We start from the raw sequence: 15,595 nt of genomic DNA on the forward strand, positions 1-15,595 counted from the left end.
CCGGCCCCGGTGGAACAAGGGACGGTGTCGCCGTGGCAGACCTGAAGAAAGCTTCCCTCACTCTGCCGACCGATCCCGTCTCGGTCTCCGCGGCCCGGAGGTTCGCCCTGGACGTCCTCGGTGAGTGGGGTCTGCCGTCCGGCTGCGAGACCGCCGACATCGTCCGGCTGGTCGTCTCGGAGCTGGCGACCAATGCCGTGCAGCACACCTTCGGCCAGTCGCCCACCTTCATGGTGGAGCTGGAACTGGAGTGCGACGAGCTGCTCCGGGTCGGGGTGAGCGACAGTCACCCGCGATGGCCCCAGCGGCTGCCCGCGGCGGTGCGGCAGGACAACGGCCGGGGGATGGTGATCGTCCGCAGTCTCATGGCTGCGAACGGCGGGAAGCTGACGGTCACCCCGACCGAGGAGGGCGGCAAGACGGTCCGGGTCGCCCTTCCGTGGCCGGGCGGCTTCCCCGGCTGAGCGGACGGCCCCGGCGGGCGGCCTCGTCGGGCGGCTCCGGCGGGCGGCCCCGCGGACGGCCACGGTCCGGCCGCCGGATGTTCTCCGGCGGCCGGACCGGGCCTGAGGCCGGGCCCGGTGGCGTGCTGTCAGCGCACCCGGCCGTACTTCACGCTCTTGCTCCAGATCTTGTCCAGCTTCACCCAGGACCCCCTCTTGGGCGAGTGCCAGATCTTTCCCTTCCCGGCGTAGATGCCGACGTGGTACACGTAGCCGCCGGAGTGGAAGAACACCAGGTCTCCGGCCTTGCGTGCCTTGGGGGACACGCGCTTTGTCTTGTTGTACTGCTGATGTGCGGTACGGGGGAGCTTCTTGCCGGCCTTCTTGTACGAGTAGACCGTCAGCCCGGAGCAGTCGAAGCGCGAGGGACCCGTGGCGCCGTATCCGTAGGGCGAGCCCTTCTTGGACTCCGCCACCTTCAGCGCCTTGCTCGCGTGCGACGTCGCGGCGTGCGCCTCGGACGTGCCGCCCGGCGCGATCAGCGATCCACCGACGGCGGCGAGGGTGAGAGCCGTCACGGCCCCCGCCCGGCTCATCAGAAACGGGACGTTTGTGTGCGCGGTCATGCGCGACCCTTCGTCAGCCGCCTGTGAAGGATGACCTGTCGGGTTCGGGCGGACGAAGGTGCCCGGCCGCATGACGCGGCTTCACCCCGAGGGACTTCCGGATCTCCCGGACGCCCCGTACTGCTTGGGTCCTCCACTCCTGCCGAAGCACTTCTGTCGACCAGTCATCCGAAGCGGCGGCAGGACTCGGCGTCCGCTCGGACTGCCCCGCCGAGGTGACGGGGGCTTGTCGTCCCAGGGATCTTGACCCATGACATGTCAAATTTCCGAGCGGAAACGGCGATATGTGAGTTTTAACACCCTTGGTCCGTTCAGGTGGACAGACCCTCCGGGCGGTTCGGCCCTCGACACCTGAGCATGCCCGCACCAGCACCGGAATACATCATTCCGTGATTTTGTCCTCGTGTCGCGCAAGTTGGCCGTAGTTGCCAGTGGGACGGCATATACATCAAACGGAGTACCTCCCCCGGCACTCGAACGGCGGTTGCCCGCGTGGCCGACGGCGCGTCAGAAGGGCCGGGAGGGTGGCCCGGAGGCTCCGCGATTGCGGACAACATGGTCGATAAGGCCGTATTCCCTTGCGGCCGGAGCGGTGAGAAAGGTGTCCCGCTCCAGATCGGCCGCGACCCGCCCGGCACTCCGCCCCGAGTGCCGGGCCAGCAGCCCGGTCAGCTGGGCGCGCAGCCGCAGCAGTTCCGCCGCCCGGATCTCCAGATCGGACGGCGTGCCGCGCACCGGCTCGGCCTCGGCCGGCTGGCGAAGGACGATCCGTGCGCCGGGCAGCGCCAGCCGTTTCCCGGGGGTTCCCGCCGCGAGTAGCAGCGCGGCGCTCGACACCGCCTGGCCGAGGCAGATCGTCTCCACTTCGCAAGTGATCATTTGCAGTGTGTCGTAGATCGCGGACATCGCGTCGAGCGAGCCGCCGGGGGAGTTGATGTAGAGCGAGACGTCCCGGTCGGGAGCCGCGTATTCCAGATGCAGCAGCTGGGCGATGACGTCGGTGGCCGCGGTGTCGTCCACGGGGGTGCCGAGGAAGACGATCCGCTCGGCCAGCAGCTTGGCGTACGGATCGTGGGTGCGGACCCCGTTCGGCGTGCGCTCGGTGAACTCCGGCAGGACATAACGGTTCTGAGGGGAGGGGTGGTTCATGGCGTGCCTCCTCGTGCGTGACATCGGCGGAGAGTGCCGTCTGTAAAAAATGTACAGGACGTACAGAGCGTTATGATGGTGCCATGGCGTATGAGATTCCGGTGACGCAGGCCCGCGCGGAGCTTGCCGATCTGATCAACCGAGTGGTCTACGGCGGCGAGCGCGTAGTGGTGACCCGGCACGGGAAACCGCTCGTGGCGCTGGTGTCCGCCGAGGACTTGGAGCGCCTGGAGGCGGGCCGGGAGCCCGTGAGCGAGCCGGTGGTCAGCTCGGTCTCCTCGCTGGAGTCCACGACCGCCGCCCCGGACGAGCGGGGCCGCTTCGGGCTCACGGCGGAGCACCACCGCCGCCCCGGCCACCGGGGCTGACCTCTTCCGTACAGCCGTACAGCCGTACAGCCGTACAGCCGTACAGCCGTACAGCCGTACAGCCGCATGGCCGCATGACCCGGGCGACCGGGCGACCGGACGCCCGTCGGCCCATGGCCGAATTCACGCGGCGGCGGCTTTTCGCGCGCCCCGCCCCGGGCGGCTGAATCACGCCCCATCGGGAGTGGCGCGCATCACCGCCCGGACGGGCCATCTCCGTACAGAACAGATCAGTTCACACCCTGTCGCGGATGCACCGCTCACCGGGACACGGCTCACCGGTTATTGGTTAGGTAAAGAAACAGCCGTACGGCCTGTCGCCGGACGCCCTTCACGCGCGAGGATCCCCCGAAGGACTCGACGGAGAAGGGAAGTTCCTGGTGAGACGCACAGCGATGTTCGGCGCTACCGGCACTCTGATAGCGGGCACGCTCATGGCGGGCGCGATCGCGGCCCCGGTCGCGCAGGCCGAATCCCGCCACCAAAGCTGGTACGAGGCGCGCGGGGTGGAGACGGCCGCCGAACGCGCCGCGCAGAAGGGCATCGACTGGGCGGACTGTCCCGCCGACTGGAATCTCCCCAAGCCCATCCAGTGCGGCACGGTCACCGTGCCGCTCGACTACGCCAAGCCGAACGGCCGGCAGATCACCCTCGCCGTCGACCGGATCGGCAACACCGGCACCAAGGAGGAGCGCCAGGGCGCGCTCCTCTACAACCCCGGCGGCCCCGGCGGCTCCGGAATGCGCTTCCCCACCCGGGTCACCAACAAGAGCCCGCTCTGGGCGAAGACCGCCAAGGCCTACGACTTCGTCGGCTTCGACCCCCGGGGCGTGGGCCGCTCCACCCCGATCTCCTGCGTCGACCCGCAGGAGTTCGTCAAGGCCCCCAAGGCCGACCCGGTCCCCGACAGCGAGGCCGACAAGCGCGCCCAGCGCAGGCTCGCCGCCGAGTACGCGGACGGCTGCGCCGAGCGCAGCGGCTGGATGCTGCCGCACATGACCACCCCGAACACCGCCCGCGACCTCGATGTCATCCGGGCCGCCCTCGGCGAGGAGAAGCTCAACTTCCTCGGCGTCTCCTACGGCACCTACCTGGGCGCGGTCTACGCGACGCTCTTCCCGGGCCATGTCCGCCGGATGGTCGTGGACAGCGTGGTCAACCCCTCGCGCCAGAAGATCTGGTACCAGGCCAACCTGGACCAGGACGTCGCCTTCGAGATGCGCTGGAACGACTGGAAGCAGTGGGTCGCCGACAACGACGCGACCTACAAGCTCGGCGACACCCCGGCGAAGGTCGAGGCGCAGTGGCAGAAGCTGCGCGCCGCGGCCAAGGCGGCCCCCCTCGGCGGGGTCGTCGGCCCGGCCGAGCTGACCGGCTTCTTCCAGGGCGCGCCGTACTACGACTCCTCCTGGGCGCCGGTCGCCCGGATCTTCAGCAAGTACGTCGCCGGTGACCCGCAGCCGCTGATCGACGCGGCCGGCCCGGACCTCTCCGACACCGCAGGAAACGCCCGCTCGGAGAACAGCAACGCCGTCTACACGGCCGTCGAGTGCGCCGACGCCAAGTGGCCCACCAAGTGGAAGACGTGGGACCGGGACAACACCAGGCTCCACCAGGACTACCCCTTCCTGACCTGGTCCAACGCCTGGATGAACCTCCCCTGCTCGACCTGGTCCACCAAGCAGCACACCGCGGTCAACGTGAAGTCGTCCAAGGGTCTGCCGGGCGTGCTCATCGTGCAGGCCGAGCGCGACGCCGCCACCCCCGTCGAGGGCGCGTACGAGCTGCACAAGCGGCTCAAGGGCTCGCGTCTGATCGTCGAGAAGAACGCCGGTTCGCACGGCGTCACCGGCATCACCAACGCCTGTGTCAACCAGCGGGTCGACGCCTACCTGCTCAACGGCACCCTGGACGCGGCCAATGTGACGTGCGACCCGCACGCCGCCCCCAAGCCGTGACCGTCCGAGGCTGAACAGAGGGAGGGGCGGCCGGTCATCCGGCCGCCCCTCCCTTCTTGTCGCGCGACTTCCGCGCCTCCTCCAGCTCCGCCTTGACCTCGGCCGCGTACCGGTCCACATACTCCTGACCGGAGAGCGAGAGGATCGCGTACATGATCTCGTCGGTGACCGCCCGGATCGCGGCCTTCTCGTTCTCCAGCCCCGCGTAGCGGGAGAAGTCCAGCGGCTCCCCGAACCGCACCGTGACCCGTTTGATCTTCGGCAGCGCCTGCCCGGGCGGCTGGATCTCGAAGGTGCCCACCATGGCGCAGGGAATCACCGGCACACCGGCCCGGACCGCCATCACCGCCACCCCGACCTTCCCCTTGTAGAGCCGGCCGTCGTGCGAGCGGGTCCCCTCCGGGTAGATGCCGAGCAGCTCGCCCCGGCCGAGCACCCCGAGCCCCTCGCGGATGGCCGCCTGCCCGGCGTCCTTGCCGGATCTGTCCACCGGGATCTGCCCCGCGCTGCGGAAGAACGCGGCGGTCAGCCGGCCCCTGAGGCCGGGGCCGGTGAAATACTCCGCCTTCGCGAGGAAGGTGATGCGCCGCTTGATGATCGCGGGCATCAGGAAGTGGTCCGAGAACGAGAGATGGTTGCCGGCGACGATGGCCGCGCCCTCCTCGGGGATGTGTTCCAGCCCCTCGATCCGGGGGCGGAACAGCAGACGCAGCAGCGGGCCCAGCAGGACATGTTTGAGCAGGTGGTAGAACACCGGGCACTCCCTACTCCGGCGGTCCGGGCCAGAGCTGCGGTCCATCGGAGGAAGGACTCGAAGAGGCAAGTGTAGGCACGGCCGCCCCCGCGCCGGGGGCGCGTCGCGATCCCGTCCGCCGGGCACACCCTTGTGAGTGAAGCGCACCGGTACACGGCCGCTCCCGGTCCGCGCGAGGCCCCGCCCCCGCCGCCCGCCCGGGTCAGGTGCCGCGCGAGGCGACCACCCCGAGCGTCACCAGGCCGAGCACCACCCAGCCGAACCAGAGCCAGCCGTTGCTGCCGAGTGCCACCGTGTACGCGGTCACGACCACCAGGGTCGCGACCGTGAGCACTCCCATCGCCTTCGTGGATCCGGACATGCGCGCCCTCCTTGGACGACCCGGCCGCCGAAGGTCATCGTCACCCGGGCACCCGGGTTCGCGCTACCGCCCGGCCGGGTGGACCCGGTCCGGTCCGGTCCGGACCGATCGGGCGGGCTATCGCGCGCCCGGGCTCCCGTCGCGCGCGTGGAGCGAGGCGAGATAGGCGTTGTACGCCTCAAGGTCCTTGTCGCCGTCCCGGTCGGCGGCCCGGTCGGTCCGCCGGGCCGACCGCTCCTCGGAGCGGTTCCACTGGTAGACCAGCGCGATCAGCACCAGCACCGAGGGAATCTCGCTGAACGCCCAGGCGATCCCGCCCGCCGCGTTCTGGTCGGACATCACATCGATGCCCAGCGAGGCCGGGGGCGAGGCGTACGCGCCGACCAGCGGCTCGCTGCCCATCATCAGCGCGATGCCGAAGAAGGCGTGGAAGGGCATGCCCGCGAACAGCTCCAGCATCCGCATCACATAGCCGGGCCGGTGCGGCCCCGGGTCCACCCCCATGATCGGCCAGAAGAAGACCAGGCCGGTGATGAGGAAGTGCACCATCATCGCGAGGTGGCCGAGCGTCGACTCCATCAGGAAGTCGAAGAGCGGGGTGAAGTAGAGCCCGTACAGACTCGCGATGAAGAGCGGAATGGTGAACGCGGGGTGCGTCACGATCCGGATGTAGCGGCTCTGGAGCAGATTGAGCAGCAGCTCGCGCGGTCCTGTGCGGCCCCGGCCGGCGACCGGCAGGGAGCGCAGCGTCAGGGTCACCGGCGCGCCCAGCAGCAGCAGGATCGGCGAGACCATGCTGATGATCATGTGCTGCACCATGTGCACGCTAAACATGACCATGCCGTAGTCGTTGAGCCCGGTGCACGTCGCCAGCATGATCGTCAGCACGCCGGTGGCGAAGAAGACCGTACGGCTCGTCTGCCAGGCGTCACCGCGCCGGCGCAGCCGCACCACACCCCAGCCGTACAGCGCCAGCGCCAGCAGACAGCCGGTCAGGAAGAAGGGGTCCGGTGAGAACTCCAGCCCCCGCCCCAGCGTGAACGGCGGCAGATCCATCGACATGCCGTGCCCGCTGTGATCCATCCGCCGGCTCCTGATTCGTCCTGGTTGCGCATTTGCCGGAACCAGACTAGAACCGCCCCCGATCGCGATCGCGACCGGGGGCGGTTCTCAGGGAGTCTCTTCGGAGCGGGGAGCGTCCTCGGGGGTCCGGCTCACAGCACGCACTGGGCCTCGGCGTACCGCTCGGCCGGGACGGTCTTCAGGGTCCGCACGGCGTCCGCCAGCGGAACCATCGTGATCTCGGTGCCGCGCAGCGCGGTGAGCATGCCGAACTGGCCCCGGTGCGCCGCCTCCACCGCGTGCCAGCCGAAGCGGGTGGCGAGCACCCTGTCGTACGCGGTGGGGGTGCCGCCGCGCTGGACATGGCCGAGGATCACCGGGCGGGCCTCCTTGCCGAGGCGCTGCTCCAGCTCGATGGAGAGCTGGCGGGCGACCCCGGCGAAGCGCTCATGGCCGTAGACGTCCTTGCCGCCCTCGTCCCAGCGCATCGAGCCCTCGCGCGGCTTGGCGCCCTCGGCGACCACGACGATGGCGAACCGCTTGCCCGCCTCGAAGCGCTCGCCGACCCGCTTGGACAGCTCCTCGATGTCGAAGGGCCGCTCGGGCACGACGATGGCGTGCGCGCCGGCCGCCATCCCGGAGTGCAGGGCGATCCACCCGGTGTGCCGGCCCATGACCTCCACGATCAGCACGCGCTGATGCGACTCGGCGGTGGTCTTCAGCCGGTCCAGCGCCTCGGTCGCCACACCGACGGCGGTGTCGAAGCCGAAGGTGACATCGGTCGAGGCGATGTCGTTGTCGATGGTCTTGGGGACGCCGACGATCGGCAGACCGCCCTCGGAGAGCAGATGGGCCGCCTTGAGCGTGCCCTCGCCGCCGATCGGGATGATCGCGTCGAGGCCCAGCTCCTCGACGTACCCCTTGGCGCGTTCCACACCGTCGCGCAAATCCTCGGGACGGACCCGGGAAGAGCCGAGAATGGTGCCGCCGCGGGCCAGAATGCCACCGACCGCGTCCAGGTCGAGCTTGCGGTAGTCGCACTCCAGAAGACCGCGCCAGCCGTCGTGGAAGCCGATGACCTCGTCGCCGTGGTCGACGACCGCGCGATGCACGACGGAGCGGATGACGGCGTTCAGACCGGGGCAGTCGCCGCCGGAGGTGAGCACACCAATGCGCATTGCCCGAATTACCTTTGCAACGTGGGCCGACTCCCGGACCACGTCGTCCGGCTGGATCTCTGTCACCCTACCGGCGCGGGGTGGCGGTGACCGAATGGGGCGTCCCATCAGCTGGGACGCCCCATGAAACGGACGACTGGCGTCCGGTGCTCTCCGCCGGGTCAGGCGGGCTGGCTCGCGGAGGCGATGCGCTCATTGCGCAGCGCCTCGTACCAGCGGTCGTCGGTCGGCGGCAGGGCGTTCACATCGAGGGCCAGCTTCAGCAGCAGATCGGCGATCTGCGGATTGCGGGCCATCACCGGGCCGTGCATGTAGGTGCCGAAGACGGTGTCGTTGTACGCGCCCTCGGTGCCGTCGCCGGTGCCGTTGCCCCGGCCGATGACGGTGCGGGCGAAGGGGCGGGCGGTCGGTCCCAGATGGGTGACGCCCTGGTGGTTCTCGAAGCCGGTCAGCTGCGGCAGTCCGAACCGGGGGTCGATGTCTGCCAGTACGTCGCCGACGCACCGCTCGCCCTCGCCCCGGGTGGAGACCACGTCGATCAGGCCGAGGCCCGGCTGGCGCTCGCCCAGGTCGTTGATGAACTCGTGACCGAGGATCTGGTAGCCGGCGCAGACCGAGAAGATGATCGCGCCGTTGGACGAGGCCCGGGAGAGCCCGCCGTCGCGGAGCAGCCGCTCGGACGCCAGCCGCTGCGGCCGGTCCTCACCGCCGCCGATCAGATAGATGTCGCCGGAGGTGGGGATCGGCTGGTCGCTGCGGACGTCGACCCGCTGCACATCGAGACCGCGCTGCCGGGCCCGGCGCTCCACGACCAGGGCGTTTCCCTGGTCGCCGTAGGTGCTGAGCAGGTCCGGGTAGACCCAGACCAGACGCAGGCTGCTGTCGCTCATGTCTGCTATGTCCTTAACGTCTCTTCGGGCTCGCGGATCAGTTGCCGACGCGGCGGCGCACGTCCTGGAAGGCGGTGTAGTTGCCGATCAGCTCGATCCGCCCCGGCGGGGCCATGCCCACCGCCTCGTCGACCGTGTCGCAGACCCGGAAGTCCAGCCCCGCGACCTCCAGCCGGACGGCCAGGTCCAGCCGCCGGTCGCCGATCACGATGATCGGGTGCCCGGCGAGCCGGGTGTAGTCCACGTCCCAGAGCCAGGAGGTGTCGGTGCCGTCCGCGCCCCGGGCGTTGACCGCGAGGATCACCGGGGTCGGCGGCGGGTCGATCAGCGAGAAGGTCTCCAGCCAGCCCGCCGGGTTCTTGGCGAGCAGCAGCCGCAGATCCCGGTCCATGAAGCTGACCACGTCGTACCGGCCGGCCACGGCCTGTACGGAGTACATCCGCTCCAGCGCGACCTGCGGCGGCACGCCGAAGCAGGCGGCCACGGCGGCCGAGGTGGCGGCGTTGGCCTTGTTGGCGCGGCCGGGCAGCTGGAGCCGGATCGGCCAGGCCGAGCCGTGCGGGTCCAGCACATAGTCGCCGTTCAGCACCCAGCTGGGGGTGGGGCGGCGGAAGCCGCACTCACCGCAGTACCAGTCGTCGCCCGGGCGCTGCATCACACCGCCGCAGGCCGGGCACGACCAGGCGTCGTCCTTCCACTCCTGGCCGGCCGCCACCCACACCACATTGGGCGAGGAGGAGGCGGACCAGACGATCAGCGGGTCGTCGGCGTTGGCGATGACGACCGCCTTGGAGCCGGCGAGCCCCTCCCGCCACTTCTCGGCGAGCATCCGGGTCTCGGCCGCGCGGTCCAGCTGGTCGCGGGAGAGGTTGAGCAGCGCGATCGCCTTGGGCGTGACATCGCGTGCCACTCCGGCGAGGTACTTCTCATCGACCTCGATCACGCCGAACTTGGCGTCCGAGCCGCCCGCCAGGGCGGAGGTGATGCCCGCGGGCATGTTCGCGCCGAGGGCGTTGGAGACGACCGGGCCCGCGGCGCGCAGGGCCTCGGCGATCAGCCGGGTCGTGGTGGTCTTGCCGTTGGTGGCCGACACGAGGACGACGTCCAGGTGTTGCGCGAGCCGCCCCAGCAGATCGGGGTCGAGCTTGAGCGCGACCCGGCCGCCGATCACCGAACCGCTGCCGCGTCCGGCCGCGCGAGAGACCGCGGCTGCGGCTCTGCCCGCCGTCACGGCGAGCTTGGCGCGCGGCGTCAGTGGCTCCGAGTTGCCTGACATCGTCCTTGATCCTCCTTGCATCGGTCGGCCCAAGCCTATCCACGTCCGGACACCGGCCCGTACCTCGGCACCGCCGGAGCGGACCCGCTCCCGGCGGAACGTACGCTTACGGCATGCGAAACCGGCTGATCCCCGGCACTTTTGGACTCGTACGGCCCATGAGCCTGCTCGGGGACGCCGTGCTGCACGCCCCCTGTGAGAGTGTGACCGACTTCGGCCCGCCGCTGGAACGGCTCGTCGAGGACATGTACGCGACGATGTACGCGGCGCAGGGCGTCGGCCTGGCGGCGAACCAGGTGGGCGTCGGGCTGAAGGTGCTGGTCTACGACTGTCCCGACGACGAGGACGTCCGCCATCTCGGACACATCGTCAATCCGCGTCTGGTGGAGGCCGACGGACTCGTCATGCGGGGGCCGGAGGGATGTCTGTCGCTGCCGGGTCTGGAGGCCGGGACCGAGCGGTTCGACCGGGCGGTGGTGGAGGGCGTGCGGCTGGACGGCTCGCCGGTGCGCGTCGAGGGCACGGGCTTCTTCGCCCGCTGCCTTCAGCACGAGTGCGACCATCTGGAGGGCACGGTCTACCCGGACCGCCTCACCGGCCGGCGCCGGGCCAGGCTGCTGCGCGCGGCCCGCCGCGCGCCCTGGGCGGCGGCGCGGACGCAGGACCCGCCCGGCTGACGGCCGTGCGCGGACCTCTCTCCGGAAAGCGGGTCCCTTCAGAAGCCCGGACCGCCCGCCCGGTCGGGGGCCGTCGCCAGCCGGCCCCAGAGCATGTCCGCGAGGCTGTGCACCAACTCGGCCCGTGAGCAGGGCCGCTCGGCGAGCCACCAGTCGCCCGCCGCGTGCATCATCCCGACGATTCCGTGCCCCCACACCCGGGCCAGCCGCTCGCCCCCGGGGACCGGCTCCACCCGGTCGTGGATCACCTTCGCCAGCTCCTCGCCGAGCCGCCGCAGCAGCGGCGCGGAGTGCCGGCCCACATCGAATCCCGCCTCCGCCGAACCCTGCTGCGGGGAGTCCTCCGCCGGGTGCATCAGAAAGCGGTAGACCTGCGGCCGGGCCTCGATCGCGGCGAGATAGGCGTCCAGCGTCGCCTCCACCCGCCGCCGCCGGTCCGCCGGGGCGTCCAGGGCCTCGCGCAGCGAGTCGAGCAGCGCGTCGGTGTGGCGCTCGGCCAGCGCCCGGTACAGCCCGCCCTTGTCGCCGAAGTGCCGGTAGAGGATCGGCTTGGTGATGCCCGCCTCCGCCGCGATCGCGTTCATGGACGCGTGCGGGCCGTCCCGGAGCACCACCCGGTCCGCCGCTTCGAGCAGCTCCCGGCGGCGCTGGTCGGCCGGCCGGCCGATGGACTGCTGTGTGGTCGCCATAGGTGTGCTTCTCCCCGCCCGAGCGATTGCGTGACGCCTGCGAAAACTAACACTCCGAGCGCCCGCCGGGGGTAGCGGTTTTCCGTGGGCCGACATGATCCGCGGATCGGCGACGGGCCGCTGCCACCACAGCAGTTACCGCGAGTAAGGAGAGTGGGGCGGCAGTCGGCGCGTCACCGCCCGGACCGGATCAGAGCAGCGCCTCGATCGCCGCGATCACCTCGGGCGACTCCGGGTCGGTGCCCGGCCGGATCCGGGCCGCGACCGTGCCGTCCTCGGAGACCAGGAACTTCTCGAAGTTCCACTGGACGTCCCCGGCCGCGCCCTCCGCGTCCGCCGAGCGCGTCAGCTCCGCGTAGAGCGGATGCCGGCCCTCCCCGTTCACCTCGACCTTCTCCAGCAGGGGGAAGGTCACCCCGTACGTCGCCGAGCAGAACGTCCCGATCTCCTCCGCGCTCCCGGGCTCCTGGCCCGCGAACTGGTTGCAGGGCACGCCCACGACCGTGAGGCCCCGGGCGCCGTACCGCTGCTGAAGCCGCTCAAGACCGGCGTACTGAGGGGTCAGACCGCACTGCGAGGCCACATTCACCACCAGGACGGCCTTGCCCCGGTAGGAGGCGAGAGTGGTCGGCTCATCGGCGAGGGTGCGCAGCGGAATGTCGTACAAAGTCGTCATCCGGGAACTCTTCCATAGGCGATACGGCGATAAACAGGGAAAGCGGAGGATCTCGTGGGAGTCAGCCGGACAATGGCCGGAACAGGCCCTCCTGCACCACCGACACCAGCAGCTCTCCCGCACGGTTGTAGATCCGGCCCCGGGCCAGCCCCCGGCCGCCCGTGGAGATCGGGGACTCCTGGTCGTACAGGAACCACTCGTCCGCCCGGAAGGGACGGTGGAACCACATCGCGTGGTCCAGCGAGGCCATGTCGTAGCCGCGCCGCCCCCACAGCGGCTCCACCGGGATCCGCACCGCGTCCAGCAGCGTCATGTCGCTCGCGTACGTCAGCGCGCAGGTGTGCACCAGCGGATCGTCGCCCAGCGGTCCCGCCGCGCGCATCCACACCGCGCTGCGCGGGTCCGACTCCTTCTCCTGGACCTCCTGGGGCGTCCAGCGCAGCCGCTCGGTGTAGCGGATGTCGAAGGGCAGCCGGCGGGCCATCCGCTCCAGGGTCTCCGGCAGCGCCCCCAGATGCCCGCGGATCTCGTCGGCGACCGTGGGCAGCGTCTCGGGGTCGGGGAAGGCCAGCCGGGGCGGTAGCTGGTGCTCGATGCCGCCCTTCTCCGGCCGGTGGAAGGAGGCCGTCAGATTGAAGATCGTCCGGCCCTCCTGGACGGCGGTGACCCGGCGGGTGGTGAAGGAGCGGCCGTCCCGCACCCGCTCCACCTGGTAGACGATCGGCACCCCGGGCCGCCCCGGCCGCAGGAAGTACGCGTGCAGGGAGTGCACCGGACGGTCCCCGTCGGTGGTGCGGCCCGCCGCGACCAGCGCCTGGCCCGCGACCTGCCCGCCGAAGACCCGCTGAAGGGACTCGTTCGGGCTCGCGCCGCGGAAGATGTTCACCTCGATCCGCTCCAGATCGAGCAGATCCACCAGCCGCTCCGCCGGATTCACCATGCCAGCTCCTCCTCAGTGCCCCGGCATCAGAGCCGGCCGACGGAGGTGACCCGGACGACCGCCCGGCCCTCGTCGTCGGAGGCCGCCAGATCGACCTCCGCGCTGATGCCCCAGTCATGATCGTCGCTCGGGTCCGCGAAGATCTGCCGCACGCGCCAGAGACCGTGCGGTTCGTCCTCCTCGATCAGCAGCAGCCGGGGCCCGCGGGCGTCGGGGCCGGTGCCCAGCTCCTCGTGCTCGTCCCAGTACGCGTCCATCGCGCCGCCCCACGCGTCCGCGTCCCAGCCGGACTCCGCGTCCAGCTCGCCCAGCTCGCCGACCTTGTCGAGCGCGGCCAGCTCCACCCGCCGGAACATGGCGTTCCGTACCAGTACGCGGAAGGCGCGGGCGTTCGCCGTGACCGGCTTGACCTGGTCGGCCTTCTCCTGGGCCTGCTCGGCGGTCTCCACCTCCGGATTGGCCAGCTGCTCCCACTCGTCCAGCAGGCTGGAGTCCACCTGGCGCACCAGCTCACCGAGCCAGGCGATCAGATCCTGGAGGTCCTCCGACTTGAGATCGTCCGGAATGGTGTGCTCCAGGGCCTTGTACGCGCCCGCCAGATAGCGCAGCACGATGCCCTCGGTCCGGGCCAGCTCGTAGACCGAGGTGAACTCGGTGAACGTCAGCGCCCGCTCGTACATGTCCCGGACCACCGACTTCGGCGAGACCGGGTGGTCGCCGACCCACGGGTGGCTGGTGCGGTAGGTGTCGTACGCGTGCCAGAGCAGCTCCTCCAGCGGCTTGGGGTAGCCGACCTCCTGGAGCCGCTCCATCCGCTCCTCGTACTCGACGCCGTCGGCCTTCATCAGCGCGACGGCCTCGCCGCGCGCCTTGTTCTGCTGGGCGGCGAGGATCTGGCGCGGGTCGTCGAGGGTGGACTCCACCACCGACACCATGTCCAGCGCGTACGAGGGCGACTCGGGGTCGAGCAGCTCGAAGGAGGCCAGCGCGAAGGTGGAGAGCGGCTGGTTGAGCGCGAAGTCCTGCTGGAGGTCGACGGTGAGCCGGACGATGCGGCCCTGGGCGTCCGGCTCGTCCAGCCGCTCCACCACCCCGCCGGCCAGCAGCGAGCGGTAGATCGCGATCGCCCGGCGGATGTGCCGGAGCTGGTTGCGGCGCGGCTCGTGGTTGTCCTCCAGCAGCCTGCGCATCGCGTCGAAGGCGTTGCCCGGCCGGGCGATGACCGACAGCAGCATGGTGTGCGTGACCTTGAAACGCGAGGTCAGCGGCTCGGGGTCGGAGTCGATCAGCTTCTCGAAGGTGGTGTCCGACCAGGCGACGAAGCCTTCGGGGGCCTTCTTGCGGACGACCTTGCGCCGCTTCTTCGGGTCGTCGCCGGCCTTGGCGAGCGCCTTGTCGTTCTCGATGACATGCTCGGGCGCCTGCGCGGCGACCAGCCCCGCCGTGTCGAAACCGGCCCGCCCGGCCCGGCCGGCGATCTGGTGGAACTCCCGGGCCCGCAGCGTGCGCACCCTGGTGCCGTCGTACTTGGTGAGCGCGGTGAAGAGCACCGTACGGATCGGGACGTTCACCCCGACGCCGAGGGTGTCCGTGCCGCAGATCACCTTCAGCAGACCCGCCTGGGCGAGCTTCTCGACCAGCCGGCGGTACTTGGGCAGCATTCCGGCGTGGTGGACGCCGATGCCGTGCCGCACATAGCGGGAGAGATTGCGCCCGAACTTGGTGGTGAAGCGGAAGCCGCCGATCAGCTCGGCGATCTTCTCCTTCTCCTCCTTCGAGCACATGTTGATGCTCATCAGCGACTGCGCCCGCTCCACGGCCGCCGCCTGGGTGAAGTGCACGATGTAGACCGGGGCCTGCCGGGTCTCAAGGAGCTCGGTCAGCGTCTCCGTGATCGGGGTGCGCCGGTACTCGTACGACAGCGGCACCGGGCGGGTCGCGGAGCGCACGACGGCGGTGGGGCGGCCGGTGCGGCGGGTCAGATCCCGCTCAAAGCGGGAGACGTCGCCGAGGGTCGCCGACATCAGCACGAACTGCGCCTGCGGCAGCTCCAGGATCGGAATCTGCCAGGCCCAGCCCCGGTCCGGCTCGGCGTAGAAGTGGAACTCGTCCATCACGACCTGGCCGATGTCGGCGTCCTTGCCGTCGCGCAGGGCGATGGAGGCCAGCACCTCGGCGGTGCAGCAGATCACCGGCGCGTCCGCGTTGACGGACGCGTCGCCCGTCAGCATGCCCACGTTCTCGGTGCCGAAGAGCTTGCACAGATCGAAGAACTTCTCCGAGACCAGCGCCTTGATCGGCGCGGTGTAGAAGGTGACCTTGTCGGCCGCGAGGGCGGCGAAGTGCGCGCCCGCCGCGATCAGGCTCTTCCCGGATCCGGTGGGGGTGGAGACGATGACATTGGCCCCGGAGACCACCTCGATCAGCGCCTCCTCCTGAGCCGGATAGAGGGAGATGCCCCGCTCCTGGGCCCAGGTGGAGAAGGCCTCGAAGAGGGCATCGGGGTCGGCGTCAGGCGGCAGCTGATCAATGAGGGTCACACCCCCCA

Annotated in this window: 16 protein-coding genes and 1 riboswitch; of the genes, 4 read left to right on the forward strand and 12 right to left on the reverse strand. The window is 70.4% G+C overall.

Features of this window, described 5'->3' with window-relative positions; all coding sequences use genetic code 11:
- Window positions 1-32: 32 nt before the first annotated feature.
- Window positions 33-464 (forward strand): ATP-binding protein, encoded by a 432-nt coding sequence (locus tag IE247_RS28270; RefSeq protein WP_190126146.1) that lies wholly within the window; start codon window positions 33-35, stop codon window positions 462-464.
- Window positions 465-592: 128 nt separating this feature from the next.
- Here IE247_RS28270 and IE247_RS28275 read toward each other — a convergent pair whose 3' ends face one another.
- Both IE247_RS28275 and IE247_RS28280 read right to left on the reverse strand, forming a co-directional pair.
- Complete coding sequence (locus IE247_RS28275) at window positions 593-1,069, reverse strand: C40 family peptidase (protein ID WP_190126147.1); 477 nt, start codon at window positions 1,067-1,069, stop codon at window positions 593-595.
- Between the two features lie 3 nt (window positions 1,070-1,072).
- A riboswitch (cyclic di-AMP (ydaO/yuaA leader) is annotated at window positions 1,073-1,229 on the reverse strand.
- Window positions 1,230-1,576: 347 nt separating this feature from the next.
- Entirely contained in the window at window positions 1,577-2,218 is a 642-nt protein-coding gene (locus IE247_RS28280; protein WP_190126148.1) for an ATP-dependent Clp protease proteolytic subunit, read from the reverse strand.
- An 83-nt stretch (window positions 2,219-2,301) separates the two neighbouring features.
- Between IE247_RS28280 and IE247_RS28285 the strand changes: the two genes are divergently transcribed.
- Complete coding sequence (locus tag IE247_RS28285) at window positions 2,302-2,586, forward strand: type II toxin-antitoxin system Phd/YefM family antitoxin (RefSeq protein WP_190126149.1); 285 nt, start codon at window positions 2,302-2,304, stop codon at window positions 2,584-2,586.
- Between the two features lie 395 nt (window positions 2,587-2,981).
- On the forward strand, window positions 2,982-4,544 hold the full coding sequence (locus tag IE247_RS28290) for an alpha/beta hydrolase (protein ID WP_190126188.1): 1,563 nt from the start codon (window positions 2,982-2,984) through the stop codon (window positions 4,542-4,544).
- Window positions 4,545-4,578: 34 nt separating this feature from the next.
- Here IE247_RS28290 and IE247_RS28295 read toward each other — a convergent pair whose 3' ends face one another.
- From IE247_RS28295 to IE247_RS28320, 6 genes are all read right to left on the reverse strand, one after another.
- Entirely contained in the window at window positions 4,579-5,298 is a 720-nt protein-coding gene (locus IE247_RS28295; protein ID WP_190126150.1) for a lysophospholipid acyltransferase family protein, read from the reverse strand.
- A gap of 202 nt (window positions 5,299-5,500) precedes the next feature.
- On the reverse strand, window positions 5,501-5,659 hold the full coding sequence (locus IE247_RS28300) for a hypothetical protein (RefSeq protein ID WP_190126151.1): 159 nt from the start codon (window positions 5,657-5,659) through the stop codon (window positions 5,501-5,503).
- A gap of 117 nt (window positions 5,660-5,776) precedes the next feature.
- On the reverse strand, window positions 5,777-6,742 hold the full coding sequence (locus IE247_RS28305) for a cytochrome c oxidase assembly protein (RefSeq protein WP_190126152.1): 966 nt from the start codon (window positions 6,740-6,742) through the stop codon (window positions 5,777-5,779).
- Window positions 6,743-6,873: 131 nt separating this feature from the next.
- A complete protein-coding gene (locus tag IE247_RS28310; protein WP_190126153.1) occupies window positions 6,874-7,899 on the reverse strand; it encodes a 6-phosphofructokinase in 1,026 nt (341 codons plus the stop codon).
- Between the two features lie 161 nt (window positions 7,900-8,060).
- Window positions 8,061-8,789 (reverse strand): type 1 glutamine amidotransferase, encoded by a 729-nt coding sequence (locus IE247_RS28315; protein WP_190126154.1) that lies wholly within the window; start codon window positions 8,787-8,789, stop codon window positions 8,061-8,063.
- Window positions 8,790-8,826: 37 nt separating this feature from the next.
- The gene (locus tag IE247_RS28320; RefSeq protein WP_190126155.1) at window positions 8,827-10,065 is read right to left on the reverse strand and encodes a MurT ligase domain-containing protein; all 1,239 of its coding nucleotides are present in this window, start codon (window positions 10,063-10,065) and stop codon (window positions 8,827-8,829) included.
- Between the two features lie 113 nt (window positions 10,066-10,178).
- Here IE247_RS28320 and def point away from each other — a divergent pair, with 113 nt between their 5' ends.
- A complete protein-coding gene (gene def / locus IE247_RS28325; protein WP_190126156.1) occupies window positions 10,179-10,742 on the forward strand; it encodes a peptide deformylase in 564 nt (187 codons plus the stop codon).
- Between the two features lie 38 nt (window positions 10,743-10,780).
- Here the strand turns inward: def and IE247_RS28330 are convergent, their stop codons facing one another.
- The 4 genes from IE247_RS28330 to IE247_RS28345 all read right to left on the reverse strand — a co-directional run bounded on the left by IE247_RS28330 (window position 10,781) and on the right by IE247_RS28345 (window position 15,587).
- Complete coding sequence (locus IE247_RS28330) at window positions 10,781-11,431, reverse strand: TetR/AcrR family transcriptional regulator (RefSeq protein ID WP_190126157.1); 651 nt, start codon at window positions 11,429-11,431, stop codon at window positions 10,781-10,783.
- Between the two features lie 190 nt (window positions 11,432-11,621).
- Window positions 11,622-12,107: a glutathione peroxidase gene (locus IE247_RS28335; RefSeq protein WP_190126158.1), complete on the reverse strand. Its 486-nt coding sequence runs from the start codon at window positions 12,105-12,107 to the stop codon at window positions 11,622-11,624.
- 61 nt (window positions 12,108-12,168) lie between these two features.
- Window positions 12,169-13,047 (reverse strand): acyl-CoA thioesterase, encoded by an 879-nt coding sequence (locus IE247_RS28340; RefSeq protein ID WP_190126159.1) that lies wholly within the window; start codon window positions 13,045-13,047, stop codon window positions 12,169-12,171.
- A gap of 26 nt (window positions 13,048-13,073) precedes the next feature.
- The gene (locus IE247_RS28345) at window positions 13,074-15,587 is read right to left on the reverse strand and encodes a DEAD/DEAH box helicase (RefSeq protein WP_190126160.1); all 2,514 of its coding nucleotides are present in this window, start codon (window positions 15,585-15,587) and stop codon (window positions 13,074-13,076) included.
- Window positions 15,588-15,595 lie beyond the last annotated feature (8 nt).

The organism is Streptomyces inusitatus (assembly GCF_014651115.1).
GTDB lineage: Bacteria > Actinomycetota > Actinomycetes > Streptomycetales > Streptomycetaceae > Streptomyces > Streptomyces amakusaensis.